Annotated in this window: 14 protein-coding genes; 4 read left to right on the top strand and 10 right to left on the bottom strand. The window is 61.5% G+C overall.

Annotation, left to right across the window (positions count from 1 at the left end):
• Positions 1 to 3: 3 nt before the first annotated feature.
• Positions 4 to 978, bottom strand: a complete 975-nt coding sequence (locus GCN78_RS01245) for a LysR family transcriptional regulator (RefSeq protein WP_152250045.1) — start codon at positions 976 to 978, stop codon at positions 4 to 6.
• 116 nt (positions 979 to 1094) lie between these two features.
• Between GCN78_RS01245 and GCN78_RS01250 the strand changes: the two genes are divergently transcribed.
• Positions 1095 to 1550, top strand: coding sequence for an MBL fold metallo-hydrolase (locus tag GCN78_RS01250; RefSeq protein WP_152250047.1), 456 nt, complete (start codon positions 1095 to 1097; stop codon positions 1548 to 1550).
• Positions 1551 to 1561: 11 nt separating this feature from the next.
• On the opposite strand, the gene GCN78_RS01255 is transcribed toward GCN78_RS01250, so the two are convergent.
• The 9 genes from GCN78_RS01255 to GCN78_RS01295 all read right to left on the bottom strand — a co-directional run bounded on the left by GCN78_RS01255 (position 1562) and on the right by GCN78_RS01295 (position 9076).
• Entirely contained in the window at positions 1562 to 2104 is a 543-nt protein-coding gene (locus tag GCN78_RS01255) for an NAD(P)H-dependent oxidoreductase (RefSeq protein WP_226939404.1), read from the bottom strand.
• A gap of 216 nt (positions 2105 to 2320) precedes the next feature.
• A complete protein-coding gene (locus tag GCN78_RS01260; RefSeq protein ID WP_152250049.1) occupies positions 2321 to 2662 on the bottom strand; it encodes a winged helix-turn-helix transcriptional regulator in 342 nt (113 codons plus the stop codon).
• A gap of 97 nt (positions 2663 to 2759) precedes the next feature.
• Positions 2760 to 4061, bottom strand: coding sequence for a citrate synthase (gltA, locus tag GCN78_RS01265; RefSeq protein WP_034752071.1), 1302 nt, complete (start codon positions 4059 to 4061; stop codon positions 2760 to 2762).
• A 121-nt stretch (positions 4062 to 4182) separates the two neighbouring features.
• Positions 4183 to 4464: an FAD assembly factor SdhE gene (locus GCN78_RS01270; protein ID WP_034752073.1), complete on the bottom strand. Its 282-nt coding sequence runs from the start codon at positions 4462 to 4464 to the stop codon at positions 4183 to 4185.
• 117 nt (positions 4465 to 4581) lie between these two features.
• The gene (locus tag GCN78_RS01275; protein WP_034752075.1) at positions 4582 to 5292 is read right to left on the bottom strand and encodes a succinate dehydrogenase iron-sulfur subunit; all 711 of its coding nucleotides are present in this window, start codon (positions 5290 to 5292) and stop codon (positions 4582 to 4584) included.
• Positions 5293 to 5301: 9 nt separating this feature from the next.
• Complete coding sequence (gene sdhA, locus GCN78_RS01280; RefSeq protein WP_152250051.1) at positions 5302 to 7083, bottom strand: succinate dehydrogenase flavoprotein subunit; 1782 nt, start codon at positions 7081 to 7083, stop codon at positions 5302 to 5304.
• A gap of 2 nt (positions 7084 to 7085) precedes the next feature.
• Positions 7086 to 7451 carry a succinate dehydrogenase, hydrophobic membrane anchor protein gene (gene sdhD / locus GCN78_RS01285; protein WP_034752078.1) on the bottom strand — a complete coding sequence of 122 codons (366 nt, stop codon included), beginning with the start codon at positions 7449 to 7451 and terminating at the stop codon, positions 7086 to 7088.
• A gap of 2 nt (positions 7452 to 7453) precedes the next feature.
• Entirely contained in the window at positions 7454 to 7876 is a 423-nt protein-coding gene (gene sdhC, locus GCN78_RS01290; protein WP_152250053.1) for a succinate dehydrogenase, cytochrome b556 subunit, read from the bottom strand.
• A gap of 306 nt (positions 7877 to 8182) precedes the next feature.
• Complete coding sequence (locus tag GCN78_RS01295; RefSeq protein ID WP_152250055.1) at positions 8183 to 9076, bottom strand: GntR family transcriptional regulator; 894 nt, start codon at positions 9074 to 9076, stop codon at positions 8183 to 8185.
• A 305-nt stretch (positions 9077 to 9381) separates the two neighbouring features.
• Here GCN78_RS01295 and GCN78_RS01300 point away from each other — a divergent pair, with 305 nt between their 5' ends.
• From GCN78_RS01300 to GCN78_RS01310, 3 genes are all read left to right on the top strand, one after another.
• Positions 9382 to 10371: a malate dehydrogenase gene (locus tag GCN78_RS01300; protein WP_121670132.1), complete on the top strand. Its 990-nt coding sequence runs from the start codon at positions 9382 to 9384 to the stop codon at positions 10369 to 10371.
• 111 nt (positions 10372 to 10482) lie between these two features.
• Positions 10483 to 11481 (top strand): HpcH/HpaI aldolase/citrate lyase family protein, encoded by a 999-nt coding sequence (locus tag GCN78_RS01305; RefSeq protein WP_152250057.1) that lies wholly within the window; start codon positions 10483 to 10485, stop codon positions 11479 to 11481.
• 13 nt (positions 11482 to 11494) lie between these two features.
• On the top strand, positions 11495 to 12040 hold the full coding sequence (locus GCN78_RS01310) for a hypothetical protein (RefSeq protein WP_152250059.1): 546 nt from the start codon (positions 11495 to 11497) through the stop codon (positions 12038 to 12040).
• The last annotated feature ends 77 nt before the right edge of the window (positions 12041 to 12117 follow it).

Raw genomic sequence — 12117 nt, forward strand, 5'->3', positions numbered from 1 at the left:
CGCTTATGCGATTGCGCCGCCGGCACCGGCGCGGCGCTGGCGCGCAAGTGGTCTGACTGATAACGGCGGCGTCCCGATGGCCGCCAGCCAATCGGCATCGCCGGCAAACCAGTCCACCAGAAAGTCGAGCATGGTGCGCAGCAGCGGCGACATGTGCTGGCGCGAGGTGTAGATGCCGTAGATGCCCATGTCCTGCGGCACGTACGCGGGCAGCAGCTCCACCAGCTGCCCGCTGGCGATCAGCGGCGCGGCCGAATAGCGCGGCTGCATGGCGATGCCCGCCCCCGCCACTGTGGCCACCAGCAGCACCAGCGATTCATTCGCCGACAGGCGGCCGCTGACGGGGACAGTGAGCGCTTCCCCGTCGTGCGTGAATTGCCACAGGCTCTTGCCGAAATACGTGTACGTCAGGCAGTTGTGCAGGGCCAGGTCTTCCGCCCGGCGCGGCGTGCCGTGCGCGGCCAGATACGATGGTGCGGCGCACACCACCGAGGCGCAGCTGGCCAGCTGGCGCGCGATCAGGTTCGGCTCGAGCGCGTTCGTGATGCGGATCGCCAGGTCGATGCGCTGCTCCACCAGGTTGACGGCGCGGTTCTCCATCTGCAAGTCGACGGCGGCGCGCGGGTAGCGCCGCAGGTAAGCGGTCACTGCGCCGGCCAGCGCCGTCTGCGCCAGCGATTGCGAGCAGGTGATGCGCAGCAAGCCATGCGGCGTGTCGAGGCCTTCGGGCGACGTGACGGCCATGGCGCCGGCCACTTCCAGCATCTGCCGGCAGCGCGCCAGGGTGGCATCGCCCGCGTCCGTCAGGCTCAAACGGCGCGTGGTGCGATGCAGCAGGCGGGCCCCCGCCCACTGCTCCATCTCGGCCAGGTAGCGCGTCACCATGGCGCGCGACATATCGAGCGCCTCGCTGGCGGCCACCATGCTGCCACGCTCGGCGATGGCGACGAAAACTTGTGCGGCGGTGATGCGGTCCATGCGGCTACTCCCTTGATTCATCCGATCCATGCAACTAAGTATTGCAATCTACCCTATTTCTCGCGCCTGGATGAAACGATAGTATGCGACAGAGTATCCAACGCAGAAAGAATCCTATGCTTGCACGCGCCGCCCGCCCCTTCCGCACGCTGGAGACCTTCCGACTCGACGTGCTGGGATGCGCACCGTCCACTTCCCTGCTGCTGAGCGGCGCGGCGGACGCCATCCTCGTCAACGCCCAGTTCTTGCGCGACGATGCGGCGCAGTTAGCGCACACCATCGCCAGCAGCGGCAAGCGCCTGACCACCATCTATATCAGCGCGGCCGAGCCGCAAGCCTATTTCGGCCTGGGCGTGCTGCAGCAAGCCTTTCCGCACGCCGAGATCCTGGCCAGCGGCGCCACGGTCGAGGCGATCCGCCGCCAGGCCGGCGCCAGGGTCGCCCACTGGGGCGGCATCCTCAAGCACAATGCGCCGCGCCGTATCGTCCTGCCCCAGCCCTATGAAGGCGACAGCCTGCCACTGGAAGGCCGGCACATCGCCCTGCGCCAGCTGGAAGCGGCATTCAACTGACACCCCGCGCCTTACAAGGCGGCCAGGAAGCGCTCATACTCTTGCGCGCTGCGCGCCAGCCGTCCGGCATAGTCCGGCTCCTTCGGCCCGTCTTCCGCGCCGTAGAAGGCAAAGAAGCGGCGGTTGTCGGCGCCGATGTACGCGAGGGTGACGTCGAACGGCGCCAGCAGCTGCGCCAGGGTGACGTTCCATTTGCCGTGCGGCGTGAAGTCCTGCTCGCGGATACCCGCCGTGACGGCCAGCGCCACTTTCCGCCCCCGGAAGGCGTCGCCGCCCGTGCCGTAGGCCCAGCCATGCGCCAGCACCTCGTCGAGCCAGCGCTTCAGCAAGGGCGGGCAGTTGAACCAGTACACGGGGAACTGCAACACCACATTGGCGTGCGCCTCCACCAGCGCCTGCTCGCGCGCCACGTCGATCTTCCCGTCAGGATAAGCCTGTTGCACGTCGTGGATGGTGTAACGCTCGGGATACCGCGCCAGCTCCTGCAGCCAGCGCTTGTTGGCCACCGAAGTGGCGATGGAAGGATGGAAGACGATCACAAGGGTTTTCATCATGCTGCTTTCCTGAAAATGAGATGGATGCACCGGACCCGCATGCACAGGAAAGCAGGCAAGCCGATACCCTGCCCCGTGGCGCGCGGTCGCGCCCCCCGGAGGCAGAAACAGCATAGCCATCGCGGGTACTTTTCACAAGTACGCACATTGACTACACATACCCCACAAAAAGTAAGCTACTCGACCGTGGAAATCCCGCTGCCCTGCACTTGCGGATCAAGCTGGCTGGTGCCGTTCGCCCCACTCGCACAGGGTATGCAGCACGGGGATCAGCGAGGCGCCCTTGGCCGAGAGGGAGTATTCCACCTTGGGCGGCACTTGCGGGTATTCCTTGCGCACGATCAGCGCATCGGCTTCCAGTTCCTTCAGGACCACGCTGAGGGTCTTGAAGGCGATGCCGCCCAGATGCCGTTTGAGTTCGTTATGCCGCAGCACGGTGTTTTCCGCCAGCGCATACAGGATCAGCATCTTGTATTTGCCGCCGATCAGCGACAAGGTGTAGCCAAATGCCGTATCGCCCAGGGCCACGCCGCCGGGGGCGCAGATTTCTTCATTCATCGCGTCGCACTTCCTGTTGAACCAAGGGCCGAGCATACCAGCCCGGCATAAAAAAACGGGCCGAAGCCCGTTTTTTGTTTGCAAGATACGCCGTGGATTAACGCTTGTCCAGTGGCAGTACTTCGCGCGTGGTCGAGCCGACGAACAGTTGGCGCGGACGGCCGATTTTCTGTTCCGGGTCGGCGATCATCTCGTTCCATTGGGCGATCCAGCCGATCGTACGGGCCATGGCGAAGATACCGGTGAACAGCGATACCGGGATGCCCAGTGCGGATTGCACGATGCCCGAGTAGAAGTCGACGTTCGGGTACAGTTTGCGCGACACGAAGTACTCGTCGTTCAGCGCAATCTTTTCCAGTTCCATCGCCAGCTTGAACAGCGGGTCGTCTTGCAGACCCAGTTCTTGCAGCACTTCGTAGCAGGTTTCACGCATCAGCTTGGCGCGTGGATCGAAGTTCTTGTACACGCGGTGGCCAAAGCCCATCAGCTTGACGCCGGAGTTCTTGTCCTTGACTTGCGCGATGAAGGCAGGGATGTTCTCGACGGTGCCGATTTCTTTCAGCATGTTGAGTGCCGCTTCGTTGGCGCCGCCGTGGGCAGGGCCCCACAGGCAGGCGATGCCGGCAGCGATACAGGCGAACGGGTTGGCGCCCGACGAACCGGCCAGACGGACGGTCGAGGTCGATGCGTTTTGCTCGTGATCCGCGTGCAGGATCAGGATGCGGTCCAGGGCGCGCACCAGCACGTCGTTGACCTTGTACTCTTCGCACGGGTTGGCGAACATCATGTGCATGAAGTTGGCGCTGTACGACAGGTCGTTGCGTGGGTACACGAACGGCTGGCCGACCGAGTACTTGTAGGTCATGGCGACCAGGGTCGGCATCTTGGCGATCAGGCGGATGGCCGACACTTCGCGGTGACGCGGGTCGTTGATGTCCAGCGAATCATGGTAGAACGACGCCAGCGCGCCGACGGTGCCCACCAGGACCGACATCGGATGCGCGTCGCGGCGGAAGCCACGGAAGAAGAATTGCATCTGTTCGTGCACCATCGTGTGCTTGGTGACGGTGTCGACGAACTTGGCTTTTTGCGCCGCGTTCGGCAGTTCGCCGTTCAGCAGCAGGTAGCACGATTCCATGAAGTCGGCGTTGACGGCCAACTGTTCGATCGGGTAACCACGGTACAGCAGCTCGCCCTTGTCGCCGTCGATGTAGGTGATCGACGAGTTGCAGGCGGCCGTCGACATAAAGCCTGGGTCGTAGGTGAACTTGCCGCTACCGGCGTACAGTTTGCGGATGTCGATGACGTCCGGGCCAACCGTGCCTTTGTAGATTGGAAATTCAAGCGATGGGCTGCCATCGGAGAACGACAGGGTAGCTTTTGTGTCAGAGATATTCATGGGCTCTTCCTTCTCGGGAGTGAGTCGAAATTAAAATCAAAAATTCTGGCTGCAATTCGCACCGCACTCGGCAGTGCTACAGCGCGCCACTCGCACCGTTTGCAATATATCGCCCAGGCGTCTAGGCAATGCGCAGTCGTTGCAGCAGTGCGCGCACATGCGGCAGATCGACTTCGCCTTCCGGCTCTTTACGGGCCAGTACCAGATCCATTAACGCATTGTCCGATAAATCCAGCAAACGCGTCAGCGCGTCAACTTCTTCATCGGTCAATTCGGTTTCATACGCATCGAGAAAACGGGTCAGGATAATGTCGTTTTCCAGCAAGCCACGGCGTGAACGCCAGCGCAGGCGGGCGCGGTTGGCCGGGTCGGCCTGATGCGAGGACAAAATTGATTCTGTCATTTGGTTTACCACTTTACGTGTGCCTTGCGGCACGGTGCGGCTTTGCAGGCGCCGCCTGCAGGCAAGAGAGGATACCCTCTTCCGGCAAACGGCGCCCGGCGGACGCGATCAGGGTGATCAGATCGCGCGGCGGACCATCAATTCCTTGATCTTGCCGATCGCCTTGTTCGGGTTCAAGCCTTTCGGGCAGACGTCGACGCAGTTCATGATCGAATGGCAGCGGAACAGGCGGTACGGGTCTTCCAGGTTGTCCAGACGCGCGCCGGTGGCTTCGTCGCGCGAATCGGCGATGAAGCGGTAGGCTTGCAGCAGGCCGGCCGGGCCGACGAACTTGTCCGGATTCCACCAGAACGACGGGCACGACGTGGAGCAGCATGCGCACAGGATGCACTCGTACAGGCCATCGAGTTCTTCGCGCTGTTCCGGCGACTGCAGGCGCTCTTTTTCAGGCGGGATCGAATCGTTGATCAGGAAAGGCTTGATCGAATCGTACTGCTTGAAAAATTGCGTCATGTCGACGATCAGGTCGCGGATGACCGGCAAGCCTGGCAACGGGCGCAGCACGATAGGCTCCGACAGTTCGTTCAGGTTGGTCGTGCATGCCAGGCCGTTCTTGCCGTTGATGTTCATCGCGTCCGAACCGCACACGCCTTCGCGGCACGAGCGGCGCAGGGCCAGCGAGTCATCGACGTCCGCCTTGATGCGCTGCAGTGCGTCGAGCAGCATCTTGTCGGTGTCTTTCAGTTCGACCGTCAGGTCTTGCATGTACGGCTTGGCATCCTGGTCAGGATCGTAGCGGTAGATTTTGAATTTAAGAGTGCGTGCCATGGTATAGCCTTAGAAAGTACGTGGTTTCGGTTTGAAGGTATCAACCGTCAGCGGCTTGGTCACGACTGGCTTGTATTCCAGTCGGTTGCCTTCCGAATACCACAGAGTGTGCTTCATCCAGTTCTCGTCGTCGCGTTGCGGATGGTCGTCCTGGGCGTGCGCGCCGCGCGATTCCTTGCGGGCCGCTGCCGAAACGATGGTCGCTTTCGCCGTTTCGATCAGGTTGTCCAGCTCCAGCGCTTCCACGCGGGCCGTGTTGAAGACCATCGATTTATCCTTGAAGGAGACGTGCTTGCGGCGCTCGTCGAGCTTCATGATTTCTTCGACGCCCTTGTTCAGCATCTCGTCGGTACGGAACACGCCGCAGTACTTCTGCATCGTTGCGCGGATGTCGTTCGCCACGCCCTGCACGGTTTCCGTGCCGGTCGAGTTTTCCAGGCGCGCCAGGCGGCCCATGGCAAAGTCGGCAGCGTCGGCTGGCAAAGGCTTGTTTTCCTTGGCTTTCAGGCCGCTGTTGACGATGTGGTTGCCGGCCGCGCGGCCGAAGACCACCAGGTCGAGCAGCGAGTTCGTGCCCAGGCGGTTGGCGCCGTGCACGGACACGCAGGCGCATTCGCCGATCGCGTACAGGCCGTTGACGACTTTCGCCGAACTATCCGGACCGGTCGGGGTGACGACCTGGCCGTGGATGTTCGTCGGGATGCCGCCCATCTGATAGTGAATCGTCGGCACGACAGGAATCGGTTCCTTGGTGGCGTCGACGTTGGCGAACTTGTGGCCGATTTCCAGGATCGACGGCAGGCGCTTGGCGATGGTGTCGGCGCCGATATGGCGCAGGTCCAGCATCACGTGGTCCTTGTTCGGACCGCAGCCGCGGCCTTCCTTGATTTCCTGGTCCATCGAACGCGAGACGAAGTCGCGCGGCGCCAGATCCTTCAGGGTCGGCGCATAGCGCTCCATGAAGCGTTCGCCTTCGCTGTTGATCAGGATGCCGCCTTCGCCGCGCACGCCTTCGGTGATCAATACGCCCGCGCCGGCCACGCCGGTCGGGTGGAACTGCCAGAATTCCATGTCCTGCAGCGGCAGGCCGGCGCGTGCCGCCATGCCCATGCCGTCACCGGTGTTGATGAAGGCGTTGGTCGACGCGGCGAAGATACGGCCTGCGCCGCCCGTTGCCATGACCGTCGTCTTTGCTTCCAGAATCATGCATTCGCCGGTTTCCATTTCCAGCGCAACAACACCGATCACGTCGCCGTCGGCGTCGCGGATCAGGTCCAGCGCCATCCATTCGACGAAGAAGTGCGTACGGGCGCGCACGTTGCGCTGGTACAGGGTGTGCAACAGGGCGTGACCGGTACGGTCGGCTGCCGCGCAGGCGCGCTGCACCGGCTTTTCGCCGAAGTGGGCCGTGTGGCCGCCGAACGGACGCTGGTAGATGGTGCCGTCAGGATTGCGGTCGAATGGCATGCCGAAGTGTTCCAGTTCGTACACGACCTTCGGTGCTTCGCGGCACATGAATTCGATGGCATCCTGGTCGCCCAGATAGTCGCCGCCCTTGACGGTGTCGAACATGTGCCAGAACCAGTTGTCTTCGGCCATGTTGCCGAGCGACGCGCCGATACCGCCCTGCGCCGCCACGGTGTGCGAGCGGGTCGGGAAGACTTTCGACAGAACTGCGACGTTCAGACCGGCTTCGGCCAGTTGCAACGACGCGCGCATGCCGGAACCGCCGGCGCCAACGATTACCGCGTCAAAGCGGCGGGTAGGGATTGCAGATTTATATGCTGCCACGATTACACACTCCAGAGTATCTGTACCGTCCAGCCGGCACAAGCGATCAACCACAGCATGGTGGCAATTTGCAGGGTCAGACGGAGGCCAGCGCTTTTCACGTAGTCCATCCAGATGTCGCGTACGCCGACCCATGCGTGGTAGAACAGGGCGACGAAGGTCACCAGGCTGAACAATTTAAACCACTGCTGTGCGAACAGACCGGCCCAGCCTTCATAGCTGAAGTTGCTGCCGGTCAGGAAAGAAATAAGCAGGATGGCCACATAGGCCACCATGACGATGGCGGTAACGCGTTGCGCCAGCCAATCGCGCAAGCCGTAATGGGCACCGACGACGAGGCGTTTCGGTCCGATATTATTGTCTGCCATGTTTAAAATACTCCAAACAGTTTCAAAGCGACCAAGGCCGTCAACACCAGGCTCACGACCAGCACGGACGACGCGGTCTTGCGCGCCGACTCTTTTTCGATGGCAACGTGCACATCCATGAACAAGTGACGGATACCGGCGCAGAAGTGGTGCAGGAAGGCCCAGACCAGACCCAGGGTGATCAGCTTGACGAACCAGTGCGAGGCGATGCCCTGGAAGTAGGCGTAGGACATTTCGGAACGCAGGCTCAGTTCCAGCATGTACAGTATGCATGGCAGCAAGGCGAAAATGATGAAACCGCTGATGCGATGCAGGATCGAGACGATGGCGCCGACAGCCATGCGGTAGTTCGACAATTCGGTAACATGAATGTTACGGAATTGCGGCCGTTCTTTTTTTGGTACTTCTCTTACGGCTTCAGACATAACAAAAACCTCCCCTTTGAATTTCAACTAAATATTGAAGCCGCGATTTTCGCCGATTTTCGCAACCCATACCAATATCTATTGTCACATATAACCAAAATGGTTTTTTACTACAAAATACCGCGCTACTTTCCGTAGTTCACGTAATTTAATTACAGAATCGCCGGCAAAACACGGCCCGCCGGAGCGGGCCATGCTGTCGCTGCGCTTTCTGTTGTCTCCGTTGCCCGCCTTGCGGCAGGCATCTTGCAAACGATGCACTTCAGCCTTGCTGCTTGTCCGGGCACCCGTGGGCGCCCCGCCGCTTCAGCTGAGTTCATTCTGATAATGATGGCGACTGGTCAGGTACAGGCCCCGGCGCAGTTCGACCGGCTTGTCGCCATAGGTAAACGACACGCGCTCGGAACTGAGCAAGGGCGTGCCGAGGTCGATATTCAACAGTTGCGCGGCGCCCGCGTCGGCGCACACGGCGCGGATCTGCTCGGACGCGCGGATCATGCGCGTGCCAAATTCCGTTTCGAACAGGCCGTACATCGGGCCCTTGTATTCGACCAGGCGCTCGGCCGTCAAACCCTTGAAGATCAGGCCGGGCAGCCACAGCTCTTCGACGATGGTCGGCACGCCGTCGAAATACTGCACGCGCTTGATGAAGATGACGGCGTCGCCGGACTTCAGGTCCATCAGGCGCGCCACGTCGGCCGGCGCGCGCACGCGCTTGACTTCGATAAATTTGCTTTCGGGGTAATGCGGCACGCCTTCGTCCGGCACCAGACGCAGGAAGCGGAAATGCGCGCGCGCCTCGTGGTGGGTGGACACGAAGGTGCCCTTGCCCTGGCGGCGCATGACGAGATTCTCGGCGGCCAGTTCATCGATGGCCTTGCGCACCGTGCCCTGGCTGACCTTGAAGCGGCCGGCCAGCTCGACTTCGCTGGGAATGAGCTCGCCCGGCTTCCATTCGCCGGATTGCAGGCTTTGCGTGATGAGCGCCTTGATCTGCTGGTACAGGGGACTGAAGGTGGGCGAGGCATTCGCGGCAGGCGCGGGCACGGCGGTGGTGGCAGTGGTATTGACGCTGACGACTGGGGTGGCGGCGTTGCCGGCGGCCGCGGCGACGGGCGTGGCCGGGGTGCCCGCGGTCGGACTGACCGCCCCGCTTGCAGCAGTGGCATTGTTGGTCAGATTGGACGAGGCGGAATTCATAGTCCGACATTTCAACACAAATCACTGCCCGCGTCCAGTAAAACACTCGTAGTTATCTGTCTTATATAAGACATAAGATATGATTGACAGATACAGATCAGAGGCCTAAACTGCCCTCGATAAAACATATGAGCCAGCGTTTTATGTTGTCGGCCAGCCACTCTGGCCTCGTGCAGCACGAGCGTGACGGCGGCGTACACCAGCAATTCGGTGGCGCGGGCCGGTTTTGGTATCATTATAGTTTTTCCGGATAAGCGTAAGCCCAGCTTCAAGCCCGTTTTCTTTCCCATTTTTGGAGATTCATCATGGCTAAAACCCCAATGCGTGTTGCAGTGACCGGCGCCGCCGGCCAGATCGGCTACGCCCTGTTGTTCCGCATCGCCAATGGCGACATGCTCGGCAAAGACCAGCCTGTCATCTTGCAACTGCTTGAAATCCCGGACGAAAAAGCCCAGAAAGCGCTCAAGGGCGTGATGATGGAAATCGACGACTGCGCCTTCCCGCTGCTGGCCGAGATGACCGCCCACTCCGATCCACTGACCGCCTTCAAGGATGTCGACGTGGCCGTACTGGTTGGCGCGCGTCCACGCGGCCCAGGCATGGAACGCAAGGACCTGCTGGAGGCGAACGCCCAGATCTTCACGGTGCAAGGCAAGGCGCTCGACGCCGTCGCTTCGCGCAACGTCAAAGTGCTGGTGGTCGGCAATCCTGCCAATACCAACGCCTACATCGCCATGAAATCGGCGCCATCGCTGCCGGCGAAAAACTTCACCGCCATGCTGCGCCTGGACCACAACCGCGCGCTGTCGCAAGTCGCTGCCAAGACCGGCACCGCCGTGAAAGACATCGAGAAGCTGACCGTCTGGGGCAACCACTCGCCAACGATGTACGCCGACTACCGCTTCGCCACCGTGAACGGCAAGGCCGTCAAGGACCTGATCAACGACCAGGAATGGAACGCCAACGTGTTCCTGCCTACCGTCGGCAAGCGCGGCGCGGCCATCATCGAGGCGCGCGGCCTGTCGTCGGCAGCGTCGGCAGCAAACGCCGCCATCGACCACATCCATGACTGGATGCTGGGCACGAACGGCAAGTGGACCACCATGGGCGTACCGTCGGATGGCTCGTATGGCATCCCTGAAGGCACCGTGTTCGGCTTCCCGGTCACCACCGACAACGGTGAGTACACCATCGTTCAAGGTCTGGAAATCGATGCATTCTCGCAAGAGCGCATCAACCTGACCCTGAAAGAACTGACCGAAGAGCGCGAAGGCGTGAAACACCTGCTGGCATAAATGCAGTATTGGCGGCGCGGCCTGAGCGCCGCCCGCCAAGAAGGCCGCCCCGCGAGATTCGCGGCGCGGCTGTTTTATCAAGTAGTTTTTACCTGCAGAAATGCCTTAAGCATGCACCCTTCCGAGGTTTTATTCCAAGGCAAACGCCAGCCGCTGTTGCTCGCCGCTTGCGACCACTACGCCGGCTCCGAAAAGCTGATGCGTAAATCGATTGCTTTGCAACAAGAGCTTGGCCCCCTGTTCGACATCACGTTCGACTGCGAAGACGGCGCCAGCGCCGGCAATGAAGAATCCCACGCCCACATGATCGCCGGCCTGCTGGCCAGCGAGGCGAACCAGTTCAACCGCATCGGCGTGCGCGTGCACGACGTCGACAGCCCGTATTTCGCGCGCGACGTGGAAATCATCTGCGGCGCCGCGTCCCGCCTGGCCTACATCGCCGTGCCGAAAGTGGGCGGCGTGCAGGATGCCATGCTGGCCATCGACCTGATCAACCTGCACGCGCGCCGCGCCGGCCGCGACAACCTGCCCGTGCATATCCTGATCGAGACGCACGGCGCGCTGCGCGACGCCTACGCCATCGCCGCCCTGCCCCAGGTCGAATGCCTGTCCTTCGGCATCATGGATTTCGTCTCGGCCCATTACGGCGCCATCCCCGCCGCCGCCATGCGCACGCCGGGCCAGTTCACGCACCCGCTGGTGGTGCGCGCCAAGCTCGAAGTGGCGGCCGCCTGCCATGCGCACGGCAAGGTGCCGTCGCATAACGTGACGACGGACGTGCGCGATTCGGCCGTGGTGGCAAATGACGCCCAGCGCGCGACAGCCGAGTTCGGCTACACGCGCATGTGGAGCATCCACCCGGACCAGATCAAGCCCATCATCAAGGCCTTCACGCCGCGCCTGTCCGAAGTCAACGAGGCCAGCAACATCCTCAATGAAGCGCTGCGCGCCAACTGGGGACCGATCGCGCAAAATGGCCGCTTGCACGACCGCGCCAGCTACCGATATTATTGGACCGTTTTGCAACGCGCCAAACTGGCAGGCCTCGGCTTGCCCGAGGCGGCAGCTGCATTACTCAACGCCCCCTCTTCCAGCACCACTGAAAACTGACAGGAATTACACGATGTCCCTCTCCAAATTAGCCATTGCCTGCAGCGTCGCGCTGGGCGCCATGACCCTCACGCTGGCGCCAGCCAGCTTCGCCGCCACGGCAGAGGCAAATCCCAAGGCAGTCAAGGCCAAGCCAAAGGCCAAGACCGCCAAAGCCAAGGCGGCCGCCAAGGAAGCGCATCCGCTCGCCATGTCGGTCGCCGACAAGGAAGAAGCCGATGAACCGAGCACCACAGGCTCGGCCTCCACCGATTTCAATTGTGAACTTGGTAATAAAATTACCATCTACACCAATGCGACTGACGACAAACACATCGCCCTGCGCTGGAAGAAGCGCCTGCACCGCCTGAGCCGCGTTGGCACCACCACCGGCGCCAACCGCTTCGAGAACCGTCTGTACGGTCTCGTGTGGATCGGCATCCCGGCCAAAGGTATGCTGCTCGATTCCAAGCAAGGCCGCCAGCTGGCCAATGAATGCAAGGATGCGGAGCAAGCCAAGCCGGCGGCAGTGGTGGAACCCGCGCCATCGCTGGGCGTGCTGCCGGCGACCGGCGGCTGATGTGCGTAGCAAGGGCCTCTTCGGGGGCTCAGTCATGTTTTGTAATTTGAATAATCAATAATAGACGATACCCAACA

The sequence above is a fragment of the Janthinobacterium rivuli genome (genome assembly GCF_009208735.1).
GTDB lineage: Bacteria > Pseudomonadota > Gammaproteobacteria > Burkholderiales > Burkholderiaceae_D > Janthinobacterium.